We start from the raw sequence: 14,022 nt of genomic DNA, 5'->3' as shown, positions 1-14,022 counted from the left end.
TGCAGGAAAAAAATATCCGTGCTATAATCTGGCTCGAAATAAAGGTAGAACCAATTTTGGACCGGCAGAGATGCCGATCCATGGGAGGTCAGGATATGGCACTGAACATTCCCTTTGGAAAAACCACTATGCCCCTGCAGGACGATCTGACCGGCGCGGAGATCCTGGAGTCCCGCATCGGGACGCTGAAGGCGGAGGCGGGGGAGGACGAGCTGGTCCGCGCCGCAATGGAAAAGCCCATCGGCAGCCCCCGACTGCGGGAGCTGAGCGCGGGAAAAAAGACCTGTACCGTCATCATCAGCGATCACACCCGGCCGGTGCCCAGCCGGCACATCCTTCCGTTTTTGCTGGCGGAGCTGCGGGAGGGGAACCCGGACATCGAGATCACCCTTCTGGTGGCCACTGGGTTTCACCGGCCCTCCAGCGCCGGGGAGCTGGAGGCCAAACTGGGAAGCGAGATCTACCACCGGGAGCGCATCGTGATCCATGACAGCCGGGACGCCGGGAGCAATGTGGACGTCGGCGTGCTGCCCTCCGGCGCCCGCTGTGTCATCGATCGGACGGCGGCCGATGCCGAACTGCTGGTGGCCGAGGGATTTATCGAGCCCCACTTCTTCGCGGGTTTTTCCGGGGGCCGCAAGAGCGTGCTCCCCGGCATCTGCGACCAGGTGACCGTGCTGGGGAACCACTGCTCCCAGTTTATCGCCTCTCCTTTTGCCCGCACCGGGGTGCTGGAGGGGAATCCACTCCATCGGGATATGCTGGAGGCCTGCCGTCTGGCCCATCTGGCCTACATCGTCAACGTGATCATCGACGAGGACAAGAAAGTGGCGGCCGCCTTCGCGGGCGACCCCTTCCAGGCCCACGAGGCCGGGTGCCGGATGCTGCTGGACTACTGCCGGGTGAAGCCGGAGCGGAAGGGGGACATCGTGATCTCCTCCAACGGCGGCTACCCGTTGGACCAGAATCTTTACCAGAGCGTGAAGGGGCTGACCGCCGCAGAGGCCGCCGCCGCGCCGGGGGCGGTGCTTCTGATGGTGAGCTCCTGCTCCGACGGACACGGCGGAGAGAGCTTCTACCAGGCGCTCAAGACCTGTGCCTCGCCCCAGGCCCTCACCGAAGAGATCCTGGCCACGCCTCAGGACAAGACCCGCCCCGACCAGTGGGAGTATCAGATCCTGGCGCGGGTGCTGTGCCGCCACCGGGTGATCTACATCACCGATCCTGCCCAGCGGCAGATGGTGGAGGATATGAAGATGGAGTGGGCCCCCGACGTGGATACCGCGCTGGCCCGGGCCCGGGCGGCCAAGGGCGAAGAGGCCCATTTGGTGGTCATCCCTAACGGGATCTCCGTCATGGTGTGCCCGTAAACCAGAAAACCGCTGCGTTCCGCAGACGATCAAATTGAACATATGGGGGAATTTTTATGCCGCAGTACAATTCTGTCACGCCTGAGATCCTCGCAGAACTGGAAAAAGTGGTGCCCGGCCGGGTGGCCGTGGGCGCCGACGTCAACCCCGACTACGCCCGGGACGAGATGCCCATTTACGGCACCCGGATGCCCGAGGCGGCCGTCGACGTGCTGACCACCGAAGAGGTGGCCGGCATCATGAAGGTCTGCTATGAGCACAACGTTCCGGTGACCACCCGGGGCGCGGGCACCGGCCTGGTGGGCGGCTGCACGCCCATCCACGGCGGGGTGGTGCTGTGCACCATGCGGATGAACAAGATCCTGAACTACGACCTGGAGAACTTTGCCGTCACCGTGCAGCCCGGCGTGCTGCTCCAGCAGCTGGCCGACGACGCCCTGACCCACGGCTGCATGTATCCCCCCGATCCCGGTGAGAAGATGGCCACCCTGGGCGGCAATGTGGCGACCAACGCCGGCGGCATGCGGGCGGTGAAGTACGGCTGCACCCGGGATTATGTGAAAGCCATGACCGTGGTCCTGCCCACCGGCGAGGTGGCACATTTCGGCGCGACGGTCTCCAAGACCAGCTCGGGCTACAGCCTGACCAATCTGCTGTGCGGCTCTGAGGGCACGCTGGGCATCATTACCGAGCTGACCCTGAAGCTCATCCCCGCCCCCAAGGCCACCATCAGCCTGATGGTCCCCTTCGAGGACCTGGACGCCTGCACCTCCACCGTGCCCAAGATCACCCGGGAGGGCTTCAAGCCCCAGGCGCTGGAGTTCTTTGAGAAGGAGATCCTGGTCTCCTCCGAGGAGTACCTGGGCAAGCAGACCTTCCCCAAGCAGATCGACGGCACCGAGATCGGCGCCTACCTGCTCATCACCTTCGACGGGGACAGCCAGGACGAGCTGGACGCCCTGGTGGAGCGGGCCGCCGAGTTCCTGCTGGAGCAGGGAGCGCTGGACGTGCTGGTGGCCGACACCGCCCCCAAGATGAAGGATGTGTGGGCGGCCCGGTCCTCCTTCCTGGAGGGCATCGAGGAGCAGACCAAGCTGCTGGACGAGTGCGACGTGGTGGTGCCGGTCAACCAGATCTCCGCCTATGTCCGCTTTGTGGCCGATACCAAGCAGAACTATGACTTCGAGGTCAAGTACTTCGGACATGCCGGAGACGGCAACCTGCACATCTATACCTGCTCCAACACCATGGAAGAGGCGGAGTTCCGCAAGCAGGTGGATGCCTTTATGTCCGATATCTACCAGAAGACCATGGAACTGGGGGGACAGATCTCCGGCGAGCACGGCATCGGCATGGGCAAGGCCAAGTACCTGAAGGAGGCCCTGGGAGAGACCAGCATCCGTCTCATGAAGGGCATCAAGCAGGTTTTCGATCCCAAGATGATCCTGAACCCCGGAAAGGTTTGCGATATTCAGTGAGTCTGCCGCCCCTGCCGGGCTCGGACATCAACGAAAAAGGAGCTGCGTTATGAACATTCTGGTATGCATCAAGCAGGTGCCGGATACCAACGAGATCAAGATCGATCCGGTGACCAACACCCTGGTCCGCGACGGCGTGCCCAGCATTTTGAACCCCTTTGACGGCTACGCCCTGGAGGCGGCGGCCCGCATCAAGGATCAGGATCCCGCCACCCGGATCGTGGTACTCACCATGGGCCCCGCCCAGGCACAGAGCGCCCTTCGGGACTGTCTGGCCATGGCGGCCGACCAAGCCTACCTGGTGACAGACCGGGCCTTCGGCGGCTCCGACACCCTGGCCACCAGCTACATCCTCTCCTGCGCCGTGCGCAAGGTGGAGGAACTGGAGGGGGCCAAGTTTGACGCGGTATTCTGCGGCAAACAGGCCATCGACGGCGACACCGCGCAGGTGGGGCCCGAGCTGGCCGAGCACCTCGGCTGGCCCCAGGTCACTTACGGCCTGGAGGCCACCGCCGAGGAAACGGGCCTGAGCGTCCTGCGGGAGGGCGAGGATGAAAAGCAGGTGGTGGGCGTGTCCTTCCCCTGTCTGGTCACCTTCACCAAGCCCGCCTTCGACCCCCGCTTCCCCACCATCAAGCGCAAGATGGCGGCCCGGAAGGCGGAGATCAAGGAGATCACCGCCGCCGACCTGACCGACATCGATCTGACACGGGCCGGACTGAACGGGTCCCCCACCAAGGTGAAAAAGACATTTGTCCCGCCCCGCAAGACGGCCGGGACCATGATCAAGGAAGAAACTGCGGAAGAGACGGCGGCCAAGCTGTACGAGCTGCTCAGCGCCACCCATGTGATTTGAGGAGGAGCCGACATGGAAACCAAAACAAAGGATCTTTGGGTCCTCATTGAAACCAAGGAAGACGGCTCTGCCAAGAATGTGGGCATCGAGCTGCTCACACCCGGCCGGGAGCTGGCCGATCGACAGGGCGGCGCGCTGGTCGCTGTGGTGGTCGGCAGCCACACCGACGCGGCGGTGGCCGAGGCCAATGCCCATGGCGCGGATCGGATCATCGTTCTGGACAGCGAGGAATATCAGAAATTCAGCACCGACGCCTATACCGCCGCACTATGCTACCTGGTGGAGAAATACGGCCCCACCAGCATGCTCATCGGCGCCACGGTCAACGGCCGGGACATGGCCCCCCGCCTCTCCAGCCGCCTCAAGACCGGCCTGACCGCCGACTGCACCGGGGTGGACATCGACGCCGAGAGCGGAAATATCATCTGGACCCGTCCCACCTTCGGCGGCAACCTCATGGCCTGCATCATGTGCCCTGAGAGCCGTCCCCAGATGGGCACCATCCGGCCCGGCGTCTTTAAGAAAAACGCCGAGTGCGCCGGCCACGCCGAAATCGTCCGGGAGGAGTTCCATGTGGCGGCGGCGGACATCCGCACCCAGATCCGGGAGGTCATCAGTGAGGCCGCCGGAGAGCTGGTGGACCTGGAGGGCGCCGACATCATCGTCTCGGGCGGCCGGGGCGTGGGCAGCGCCGAGGGCTTCCAGTGCATCCGGGAGCTGGCCGACGTGCTGGGCGCCACCGTGGGTGCCTCCCGCGCCGCCGTGGACAACGGCTGGATCAGCCACGCCCACCAGGTGGGCCAGACCGGCAAGACCGTGGGACCCAAGCTTTACATCGCCTGCGGCATCTCCGGCGCCATTCAGCATCTGGCCGGCATGTCCTCCTCGGACGTGATCGTGGCCATCAACAAGGATCCGGACGCGCCCATCTTCGGCGTGGCCAACTACGGCATTGTGGGCGATCTCATGGAGATCGTGCCCGCCCTGACCGCCGAGATCAAAAAAATGCGCGGCTAAAACGGCCCGAAAACAGAATGTGAGGGAACGGTTATGAATTTCCATTTCAGCGAAGAGGAGCAGGACGTCCTGGATATGCTCCATGAGTTCTGCGAAAAAGAGGTGGCCCCCAAGGCCGCCGAGGTGGACGAGAACGAGCGTTTCCCCGAGGAGACCTGGCACGCTCTGGCCGACATGGGGATGATGGGCATCGCCTACCCCGAGGAGTACGGCGGCGCGGGTATGAGCTATCTGACCTATGTGGCCTGCTGCGAGGAGCTGGCCAAGCACTGCGCCACCACCTCTGTCATGGTCTCGGCCCACTCCTCCCTGTGCTGCTGGCCCATCGCCACCTTCGGCACCGAGGAGCAGAAGCAGAAGTATCTGCCCGGACTGTGCAGCGGTGAGAAGCTGGGCGCCTTCGGCCTGACCGAGGCCGGGGCCGGCACCGACGCGGCCATGCAGAAGACGGTGGCCGAGGACAAGGGCGACCACTGGGTCCTCAACGGCTCCAAGATCTTTATCACCAACGCCGGTTTTGCCTCCGTGTTCGTGGTCTTTGCCATGACCGACAAGGAGGCCGGAAACCACGGCATCTCCGCCTTCATCGTGGAGAAGGGCACCCCCGGCTTTACCGTGGGGGCCCACGAGAAGAAGATGGGCATCCGCGGCTCCTCCACCTGCGAGCTGGTGTTCCAGGATTGCAGGATCCCCAAGGAGAACCTGCTGGGCGAGCTGAACAAGGGCTTCAAGATCGCCATGATGACCCTGGACGGCGGCCGTGTGGGCATTGCCGCTCAGGCGGTGGGCATCGCCCAGGGCTGTATCGACCAGACCATCCCCTACATCCGGGAGCGCATCCAGTTCGGCAAGCGGATCAGCCAGTTCCAGAACAGCCAGTTCCAGCTGGCCGACCTCCAGACCAAGGTGGACGCGGCCCGGATGCTCCTCTACCGCGCCGCCCAGGCCAAGCAGGACGGCGAGCCTTACAGCCATCTGGCCGCTATGGCCAAGCTCTTTGCCTCCGACGTGGCCTGCCAGGTCACACGGGAGTGCGTCCAGCTGGTGGGCGGCTACGGCTACACCAGGGAATATCCCTTTGAGCGCATGATGCGCGACGCCAAGATCACCGAGATCTACGAGGGCACCAGCGAGGTGCAGCGCATGGTCATCTCCGGCTGGATGGGCGTCAAATAAAGTTGTGTCCCCCATTTGATATAAGCGAGCGGGTGCAGGCCGCGGCGTTTGATGCGCCGCGGCCTGCACCCGTTTTTCTAAAGAAAGACCTTCTTGTTCCGGGAAAGACAATATGCTATGATGGGAAGAAGAGCTCAGGGGGCAGAAAGGAACGCGTAGGACGTGGAAGAGAAGAATATCAAGTCGGAAAAGGCCTATGAAAAAGTCGTGGGCTATATCAAGCAGGAGATCTGGCAGGGGAGCCTGAAGCGGGGAGATGCCCTGCCTCCCGAGCGGGATCTGGCCCAACTGCTGGGGGTGAGCCGTAACTCCGTGCGGGAGGCGCTGCGCACCATGAGCCTGATGGGTTTCATCTCCAGCGTACAGGGAGCGGGCAATTTTGTCTCCTGCGATCTGGAGAACAACCTCAGCGAGAGCATCCGTATGATGATGCTGCTGGGGGAGACCAACTATTTGCAGATCAGCCAGCTCCGCCGGGGCATGGAGAGCGAGATGGTGCTCCTGGCCGCGGCGCGCATCACCCCCAAGCAGGCGTCCCGCCTTTTAGGGCTGGCACGGCAGATGAAAGTGGAGGAGAACGCGGAGAAGGCGTCCCTGCTGGATCAGCAGTACCACGACCTGCTCTGCGAGGCCTGCGGCAACAAGCTCATCCAGGCCATCTACGGTGCCATGGTCTCCACGGTGGATGAATTTATCGGCACCATGTACGTGCGCATTGTGGGGGATCCCGAAAAGCGGGAGCGGCTGCTGGGCGCCCACGAGGAGATCGCCGCAGCGCTCCAGCGGCGGGAGGGTCCGGCCGCGGAACAGGCCATGCGGAAGCATTTTGAAGTGGTGGACGAGGCCATCCGCCAGATGGGATAACATCTGCTGCCCCCACCCGGCGGATGAGGCCCGGGGCCTCTACTGCTCGGCCTGCCGAAAGAAACGATAGAGCGCGGCAAAGAGCGTTTGAGGCTCGATGGGCTTGGAGAGATGGGCGTTCATCCCCGCCGTCATGGATTTTTCCACATCCTCATCAAAGGCGTTGCGCTCATGGCGATGATGGGGATGGTCCCGGCGGTGGCCTTTTTGAGCCGCCGGATCAATCTCGTGGCCGTCAGCCCGTCCATGACCGGCATCCGGATGTCCATCAAAATTGTGCTGAAATAGCCCACAGGTTTGGCGGCGTAAGCCTCAATGGCCATCAGACCGTTTTCCGCCACTTCCACTGTGATGCCTTTGGACTCCAGCAGGCGCCGGGCCACCTCGATGTTCATGAGGTGCTCCTCCACCAGAAGCACACGCTTTCCGGTGAAGTCGTATTCCTCCGCCGGGTGTTCCGGCGCGGCCGTCGCTTTCTCCGAAAAAATGCGCTCAAGGGGGGAGAAAAGGGAGGAGGGAAAGAGCGGCTTGGTGATCAGCAGGCTGACCCCCGCCTCCTTGGCTCTTTTTCGATTTCCGCCCACTCATAGGCGGCGATGATAATGATGGTCACATCGGGACCGACGATCCTGCGGATCTCCCGGGCGGTCTCGATCCCGTCCATATCCGGCATCCGCCAGTCGATGAGAATGATGTCGTAGTATTTCCGCGAAGCCCATTTCAGTTCGACCTGATCCACCGCCTGACGTCCGCTGGAGACCCATTCGGCCCGTATGCCGATTTCCTGCAGGAGGTTCCGCACCTGTTCGCAGATGAGGACCTCATCGTCCACCACCAGGGCCGAGAGCTTCTCCAGATAGATATTCGGACCCTTTTGCCATGCCCTTTCCGGGCAGAGCCCCAGCGGGACCGTGACCACAAATTCTGTGCCGACCCCCACGATGCTGTTGACCGAGATCCGGCCGCCCATCAGTTCCACCAGATTTTTGGAGATGACGAGTCCCAGACCGGTTCCGCCATAAGGCGAGGTTGTCCCGGATACACTGATGGACATCCTCCGGGTGCACACAGACCGTGTCGATATCGATCACAGACTGGGCATAATTTGGGCAGGTGCCCGTGGACGGCAGAATGGTATCGTTGACGCTCCCGGTGAACAGGCGGTATTCATTTGTGTCCAGATTGATGAGCGCGATGTAGTCGCAGTCGGTTGTGGCGACGGTGTAGATCAGCTCTTCGTTTGTTTTTTCGTCATTGATATCGGTGGTGTACATGAAGGATTTGATGTCCCCGCTTTTGAGGTCCCGGTAGGTCTTGACTGTGGAATTGACCCACAGGACCTTGCCGTCGTGAGTCCTGCGGCGGTAATCCAGCCGATACTCGTGGATCCCCTTTTCAAACTCCTCCAGCACCCGATCGGTACCCAGCATGCGGCGGATGCGATTTTGCTGTTCCTCCGTGTAGCCGGTGGCGGCAAGGGCTTCAATTCCCTGGTCATACGGCATCCCACTCATGGAGATCCTCACAGACCCCTTTGCAATATAACTCTCCACTTTGCTTTGAGAGAGATTGCAGCGCACCTTTACCAGCAGTTTCTCGCTTTGCGCCGATTCGGAATAGCGCAGTTCCTCATCGAACTGCTGCTGTGCCAACCTCTGCTCGGTGACGTCTTCGGCGATGCCGACGGTACGGATGATCTTGCCGCTGCCGTTTCGAATGTTCAAATAGGTGACCTTGTCGCACCGGATATCCCCGTCTGCGGGCTGATACCAAATATCCCCGGAAACGGAGGGGACCCCCTCGTCCACCTTCCGGATCAGCTGCCGCAGCGGTTCCATACTCTCTTCATGAATAAAGCCTGTGGCGATCACGGATTCCGGGTAATTGGCCGTCCCGCCCAAGGACATGGGGCGACGGTGCTTTTTACTGCTGATCGGCGTGGCCCTTTTGGTCCTGATGTCATAGGTCCACATGCTCAGGCCGCTGGTTTCCAAAAGCACATCGAAGATGGCGTTGCGTTCAAAAAGAACCTGCTCTGTGCGTTTTTGCTCAGATATATCGATAAAAATGATTAAATAGGCTGGTTCTCCCTGAAAATCATCCAGATAAGTGCCTTTTTCCAGGATCCAGAATACGCTGCCGTCCTTGCGGATGAAGCGAAATTCCATCTCAAAGTGTTTGGGCCGCGCCTGGGTATGCTGCCGGTTCTTGGCCAGCACCTGCGGATAATCTTCCGGGTGGATGATGTCTTTGTACTGACGGGTGTACATCTCCTTGAATTCCTCCAGAGAGTAACCCAAAAAATTCTCACAGTTGGACGACACATATAAAGGCGGCAGATCCAGGCCCAGACGGTCGATAATTGTGCCTCCGGACAGGGCGCTGTCCACGGCGGAAAAAGAGGCGTTGCGGACTTCCAGCTCCGCCTCGGCATATTTTCGCGCTGTGGTGATGTCTCTCATGTACTCAATAAATGCGTCGCGGCCGTTCCAGCTGATCTGCCGGAAATTCATAAGGTAGCATCGATCGGACAAGACCACGTCCCGCTGCCCTTCCGTTTCCCCACATCCGCACAGCTGGCAGAAAGGACAGGGAGAGCCTCTGCCAAACAGAAATTCATAGCACGTTTTTCCCGCCATGCCGTTTGGGGCCCGGCCCGCGAAATCGATGGCCGCCCGGTTGGCGTACAGGATCTCCCGGGTTTGAAAGTCGCTGACCTGAATCATGGTGTCGGAGCAGTTCAGAAGCTCACGGTAGAGCTCCGTGACATTGGAGGGGCTGCGGTGCGTGGAGGAAACCGAGGAGCAGGCTTCCTGCGCCGGGAGGGGTTCTGTGATATCGGCACAGATGGCCGCAAATGCCGGGATGTCATCCCAGCGGATGGGGTAGGTTTGCAGGGAGAAGTCACGGTGAAGGCCGGCGTGATGGATGCGGTGTTCCCGTCCGTCCGATGTGCCCGGCAGTCGGGGCAGGGGGTGCCGCGCCCGCACAGGATCCGATAGCACGGCTCCCCGCAGGACACCGCGCCCTTTGCCGCCAACCTTCTCAGAGCACCGTTGAGGTAGAGGATCTCACAGTTCTCCTGAGAAACGACGTAGACTGCATCCTGCATCTGGTCAAACAGATCTTTTGCTGCGCTGTATATGGAATCAGGCATGGGATATTCCCCCTAAAAGGCCCTGCATTATTTCATTTGCCCTGCAATATTTTTATAAAGTGTATCATGGAAGAACGAAAAGCACGATCGTTTCGCTCTGAAAAAATGCCGGAGAGGACCCTCTGAAGGTCCTCTCCGGCGTTCCTGTTTTCCTGTGTTTTGTGCCCTCAGAGCAGCTTGGCAAAGAGGGGAGCGGCGATCACTGTGAGGATCCCCGCCACGGCGATGGACAAGCTGGACATGGCGCCTTCCACCTTGCCCAGCTCCAGAGCGCGGGCCGTGCCGATGGCGTGGGCACCGGTTCCCAAAGCCAGGCCTTTGGCGATGGGATCGCGGATCCCCAACAGGTGAAATACGGCCTCTCCCGCCACATTGCCCAGAATTCCGGTGAGAATGATGGAGGCCACCGTGAGGGTCGTTACGCCCCCAAGCTCCTCGGAGACCCCCATGCCGATGGCGGTGGTGATGGATTTGGGCAGGAAGGAGACATAGAGCTGGTGAGACAGTCCGAAGCACCGGCTCATGAGAAAAATGCCCGCCAGGCCGGCCAGGGTACCCGCCAGAATGCTCCCCAGGATGGCCGCCAGATTCCTCCGGAGGAGCTGCAACTGTTCGTAGAGGGGGACGGCAAGGGCCACGGTGGCCGGGGTGAGGAGATAGGTGAGGTACCGGGCACCGCTGTTGTAGTCCGGATAGGAGACGCCCAGCAGCTTGATGACCGCCATAACGCAGAGAGAGGCCAGAAGCAGCGGGTTGAGAATCGCCAGCCGAAAGCGTCGGCGCAGCAGGAGACCGACTTCGTAGCAGACCAGAGTGATCCCCGCGCCAAAGAACAGGGAGTGGGCCAGGAAATCAGACATTTTGCTCCCCCTCCTCTTCTTCCCGGCTGAGTTCCTCCCGGTTTCGGGTGAGGTGGAGAATGCCCTGGGCGGTGAGGCCGGTCACCGCCATGACCAGGGCGGTGGAAGCTGCGATGATCCCAACGGTGGGCAGAAGGATGGGGCGAATCAGCCCCCAGGCATCCACCAGTCCAACCAGCGGGGGGACAAAGAGAATGGGCATGATCCCAATTAAAAATGTGGCCGCGCCGTGGACCTGCCTGAGCTTCACTGCACCGCTGCAGAGGGCCAGGAACATCAGAACGAGGCCGTAAACGCTGGCCGGAATGGGAAGCGGGATCAGGGTGTGAAGGACCTCTCCCACAAATGAAACGCCTAAAATAATCAAAAATTGCCGAAGCTGTACCATGACTTTCCTCCGCCGAAAAAGATAAGAACCCTTTTATTATAGAAGCTCAAACGGCGGTGTCAAGGGGCGAATTGTACAAGGAGACCGGCTGACCAACCCTATTGTTCCCATCCCCCCACAGAAATTCCGGTATAGTACCATTTTAAGATTTCATCGAAGGTCTTTCCCTCTCCCGCCAGGGCGTTGGCGCCGTACTGGCTCATACCCACTCCGTGTCCGTAGCCGGTGACCCAGAAGGTTACGGCGTCCCCCGCCGCGGCGGTAAAGTGGGCCGAGCGCAGGCCGAACAGCGAGCGCACCTGGGTGCCCGTCACCGTCACACCGCCGATGGACACGGTATCCACAGCTCCGGAGTCATTTGTGACGAGAGCGGAGAACCAGCCGGCGGGGTCGCCGGAGAAGTCGGCCTCCGGGTGCGCCAGGGTAAATTTCTGGGTGAATTCCGCCGGTGTAAAGGTGACCACCGTGCGCCAGCCGGGGACTTCGTCCCCCTCAGGGCTGTCCACCGAAGCCAGATAGGGGACCTCGGAGCCCCAGACCTGGGCGGCGTCGGAGGTCTTTCCCGCAGCGGAGGAGAAAAACACCGCGTCGATGGGCTGGCCGTTGTAGAGGCACAGAAGCCCGTTGGTATCCGATACGGCGGCGGTGATTTTGTCGGCATACCGCTGGGCGTTCGCACCCCACGCCGCGGAGGCCTGTTCCCGGGTGAGGTAGGCCTGGCAGCAGGTGGAGTCGGTGCACACGTCGGCGCCGGGGTGCTTGTCCCCCGCGCCGGCCCGCTGATAGAGACAGTAGGTCCGGGCTGCCACCGTCTGCGCCTTCAGCGCCTCGGCGGAAAAGGAGGCGGGCATTTCAGCCGCCACTACTCCCCAGAGGTAGTCGGCCAGGGTCACATTCTCAACCCTCCCGTCGGAGCGGAGCAGGCGCAGTGTCTGACTCTGGTCCCAGCCCGGCACCGGAGAGACCGAGGCGGGGGTCAGAAGGGGAAGGGTCGCAGTGGGTTCCGGTTCCTCTGTCGGAGGCTCCTCCTGGGGGAGAAGAAAGAGCGGCAGGAGAAAGAGCAGGAGAAGAAGGGCCGCCCCGGTCACCAGGGTCTGGCGGGGCCAGTGCTCGTTTTTGCAAGTTTTTTGTTTTGCCATTTCAAAACCTTGTCCTTTCCCTGCAACGATCTTATGAAGGACGCTTTTTTGCTTCCTTGATTTTAGTCGCTTTTTCGGTTGACCGACCCGCAAAAAAAGTGTACAATAATTCCAATTTACATGGGCAAAGGAGTGCTTGCGTGTGCAGAACGAAGCTGCTGTCCCCGCCGGATTCCTGGAGGGACTTTGCGAGGAATACCGGAAGAACAATCAGATCGATCCCTCTGCCTATGAAAAGTGGGAGGTCAAGCGGGGCCTGCGCAATGCCGACGGCACCGGCGTGGTGGCCGGCGTCACCGAGATCGCCAACGTTCGGGGCTACTACATTCAGGACGGGGACCGGGTGCCTATGCCCGGCCAGCTCATCTACCGGGGCATCGACATGACCGAGCTCATCCACGGCTTTACCTCGGAGCACCGCTTCGGCTATGCCGAGACAGCCTATCTGCTCCTGTTCGGCGCGCTGCCCACCAAGGCCCAGCTGGAGGGTTTCGACGCGTTTATGGAGGCCAACCACGACCTGCCCCCCATGTTCACCGAGGACATGATCCTCAAGGCTCCCAGCCCCGACGTGATGAACAAACTGGGACGGGCGGTGCTCACCCTCTACTCCTATGATGATAACCCTGAGGACATGACACTTTCCAGCGAACTTCGGCGAGCCATGATCCTCATTGCGCGGGCGCCTCAGATCGTGGCCCACGCCTATGCGGCCAAGCGGCACTACTACGACAATGAAAGCCTCTACCTCCACCGGCCTCAGCCGGGGCTGTCGGCGGCGGAAAATTTTCTCTGGGCGGTCCGCCACGACAACAAGTTTACCCCCGAGGAGGCAAGGCTTCTGGATCTGTGCCTGGTGATCCACGCCGAGCACGGCGGCGGCAACAACTCCGCCTTTGCCTGCCGGGTCCTCTCCTCCACCGGCACCGATCTCTATTCCGCCGTGGGCGCGGCGGTGGGCTCCCTGAAGGGACCCCGCCACGGCGGCGCCAACAAGAAGGTCATGGAGATGTTCCGGTACATCGAGGACGGTGTGAAGGACTGGGCCGACGAAGAGGAGGTCTCCGCCTACCTGGGAAAGCTGCTGAGCAGGGAGGCAGGGGACCGCACAGGGCTCATTTACGGCATGGGCCACGCCATCTACACGCTCTCCGATCCCCGGGCGGTGATCCTGAAAAAGTTTGCCCGGGATCTGGCCGAGAGCAAGGGGATGCTGGATGAGTTCCGGCTCTACGAGGCGGTGGAGCGCCTCACTCCCCAGGCCATGGCCGCTCACGGCCAGCGCAAGGTGGTCTGCGCCAACGTGGACCTCTTCTCCGGCTTCGTCTACAAGATGATGGGGATCCCCATGGAGCTGTACACTCCCCTCTTTGCCATGGCACGGATGGTGGGCTGGTGCGCCCACCGCATGGAGGAACTGTACACCCCCGGCGGGCGGATCATCCGCCCGGCCTACAAGGTGGTGGCCCCTCTGCGGCCCTTTGTGCCGCTGGAGGAGCGCTGAACAGGATCCCAAAACGCAAAATATCCCTCCGCCCTTTTAGGCCTTGTTTGAAAAATAAAAGTTGCACAATAAACCAAGCTATGCGAAGCTAATAGCATGAAACGATATGAACTAACAAAAGAACAATGGGGACGAATCAAGCTGCTGCTGCCACCGGAAGAAACGGGGAAGCGGGGCCGCCCCCGGAAGGATAACCGGACCATGCTAAACGGG

The 14,022-nt window shown here is 61.2% G+C and carries 12 protein-coding genes and 2 pseudogenes; 7 read left to right on the top strand and 7 right to left on the bottom strand.

All coding sequences use genetic code 11. The annotated features are described in order from the left end of the window. Window positions 1-95: 95 nt before the first annotated feature. The 6 genes from larA (at window position 96) to ACQRD3_RS05145 (ending at window position 6,761) form a co-directional block, all read left to right on the top strand. Window positions 96-1,370, top strand: coding sequence for a nickel-dependent lactate racemase (gene larA, locus ACQRD3_RS05170; protein ID WP_427780235.1), 1,275 nt, complete (start codon window positions 96-98; stop codon window positions 1,368-1,370). Between the two features lie 56 nt (window positions 1,371-1,426). Next, on the top strand, window positions 1,427-2,848 hold the full coding sequence (locus ACQRD3_RS05165) for an FAD-binding oxidoreductase (protein WP_080906510.1): 1,422 nt from the start codon (window positions 1,427-1,429) through the stop codon (window positions 2,846-2,848). 49 nt (window positions 2,849-2,897) lie between these two features. Then, complete coding sequence (locus ACQRD3_RS05160) at window positions 2,898-3,704, top strand: electron transfer flavoprotein subunit beta/FixA family protein (protein WP_080906512.1); 807 nt, start codon at window positions 2,898-2,900, stop codon at window positions 3,702-3,704. A gap of 12 nt (window positions 3,705-3,716) precedes the next feature. Beyond that, window positions 3,717-4,721, top strand: a complete 1,005-nt coding sequence (locus ACQRD3_RS05155) for an electron transfer flavoprotein subunit alpha/FixB family protein (RefSeq protein ID WP_427780232.1) — start codon at window positions 3,717-3,719, stop codon at window positions 4,719-4,721. Between the two features lie 33 nt (window positions 4,722-4,754). Continuing rightward, window positions 4,755-5,897 (top strand): acyl-CoA dehydrogenase, encoded by a 1,143-nt coding sequence (locus tag ACQRD3_RS05150; RefSeq protein WP_080906515.1) that lies wholly within the window; start codon window positions 4,755-4,757, stop codon window positions 5,895-5,897. Window positions 5,898-6,059: 162 nt separating this feature from the next. Beyond that, window positions 6,060-6,761, top strand: a complete 702-nt coding sequence (locus ACQRD3_RS05145; protein ID WP_080906516.1) for a FadR/GntR family transcriptional regulator — start codon at window positions 6,060-6,062, stop codon at window positions 6,759-6,761. Window positions 6,762-6,892: 131 nt separating this feature from the next. Here the strand turns inward: ACQRD3_RS05145 and ACQRD3_RS05140 are convergent, their stop codons facing one another. The 7 genes and pseudogenes from ACQRD3_RS05140 to spoIID all read right to left on the bottom strand — a co-directional run bounded on the left by ACQRD3_RS05140 (window position 6,893) and on the right by spoIID (window position 12,305). Next, a complete protein-coding gene (locus tag ACQRD3_RS05140; RefSeq protein ID WP_427780230.1) occupies window positions 6,893-7,345 on the bottom strand; it encodes a response regulator in 453 nt (150 codons plus the stop codon). Continuing rightward, complete coding sequence (locus ACQRD3_RS05135) at window positions 7,297-7,596, bottom strand: response regulator (protein ID WP_427780291.1); 300 nt, start codon at window positions 7,594-7,596, stop codon at window positions 7,297-7,299. The genes ACQRD3_RS05140 and ACQRD3_RS05135 overlap by 49 nt, the downstream gene beginning before the upstream one ends. 126 nt (window positions 7,597-7,722) lie before the next feature. Continuing rightward, a pseudogene (locus ACQRD3_RS05130) lies at window positions 7,723-7,815 on the bottom strand (hypothetical protein); the annotation flags it as partial. 982 nt (window positions 7,816-8,797) lie between these two features. Then, window positions 8,798-9,487: pseudogene (locus ACQRD3_RS05125) on the bottom strand (PAS domain-containing protein); the annotation flags it as partial. A 598-nt stretch (window positions 9,488-10,085) separates the two neighbouring features. Next, window positions 10,086-10,778 (bottom strand): LrgB family protein, encoded by a 693-nt coding sequence (locus ACQRD3_RS05120; protein ID WP_427780228.1) that lies wholly within the window; start codon window positions 10,776-10,778, stop codon window positions 10,086-10,088. Further along, window positions 10,771-11,166, bottom strand: a complete 396-nt coding sequence (locus tag ACQRD3_RS05115) for a CidA/LrgA family protein (RefSeq protein WP_427780226.1) — start codon at window positions 11,164-11,166, stop codon at window positions 10,771-10,773. The genes ACQRD3_RS05120 and ACQRD3_RS05115 overlap by 8 nt, the downstream gene beginning before the upstream one ends. Window positions 11,167-11,264: 98 nt before the next feature. Next, the gene (gene spoIID, locus ACQRD3_RS05110; protein ID WP_427780224.1) at window positions 11,265-12,305 is read right to left on the bottom strand and encodes a stage II sporulation protein D; all 1,041 of its coding nucleotides are present in this window, start codon (window positions 12,303-12,305) and stop codon (window positions 11,265-11,267) included. Between the two features lie 142 nt (window positions 12,306-12,447). Here spoIID and ACQRD3_RS05105 point away from each other — a divergent pair, with 142 nt between their 5' ends. Beyond that, window positions 12,448-13,809, top strand: coding sequence for a citrate/2-methylcitrate synthase (locus tag ACQRD3_RS05105; protein WP_080906524.1), 1,362 nt, complete (start codon window positions 12,448-12,450; stop codon window positions 13,807-13,809). Window positions 13,810-14,022 lie beyond the last annotated feature (213 nt).

This window comes from Candidatus Pseudoscillospira sp. SGI.172 (genome assembly GCF_050313575.1).
GTDB lineage: Bacteria > Bacillota > Clostridia > Oscillospirales > Oscillospiraceae > Vermiculatibacterium.
This window is presented reverse-complemented; position numbering and strand designations above follow the sequence as displayed.

What these genes read in the sequence shown, in the direction of transcription:
- larA (WP_427780235.1), top strand. Translation starts at nt 96, where the DNA reads ATGGCACTGAACATTCCCTTTGGAAAAACCACTATGCCCCTGCAGGAC.
- ACQRD3_RS05165 (WP_080906510.1), top strand. Translation starts at nt 1,427, where the DNA reads ATGCCGCAGTACAATTCTGTCACGCCTGAGATCCTCGCAGAACTGGAA.
- ACQRD3_RS05160 (WP_080906512.1), top strand. Translation starts at nt 2,898, where the DNA reads ATGAACATTCTGGTATGCATCAAGCAGGTGCCGGATACCAACGAGATC.
- ACQRD3_RS05155 (WP_427780232.1), top strand. Translation starts at nt 3,717, where the DNA reads ATGGAAACCAAAACAAAGGATCTTTGGGTCCTCATTGAAACCAAGGAA.
- ACQRD3_RS05150 (WP_080906515.1), top strand. Translation starts at nt 4,755, where the DNA reads ATGAATTTCCATTTCAGCGAAGAGGAGCAGGACGTCCTGGATATGCTC.
- ACQRD3_RS05120 (WP_427780228.1), bottom strand. Translation starts at nt 10,778, where the DNA reads ATGTCTGATTTCCTGGCCCACTCCCTGTTCTTTGGCGCGGGGATCACT.
- ACQRD3_RS05115 (WP_427780226.1), bottom strand. Translation starts at nt 11,166, where the DNA reads ATGGTACAGCTTCGGCAATTTTTGATTATTTTAGGCGTTTCATTTGTG.
- spoIID (WP_427780224.1), bottom strand. Translation starts at nt 12,305, where the DNA reads ATGGCAAAACAAAAAACTTGCAAAAACGAGCACTGGCCCCGCCAGACC.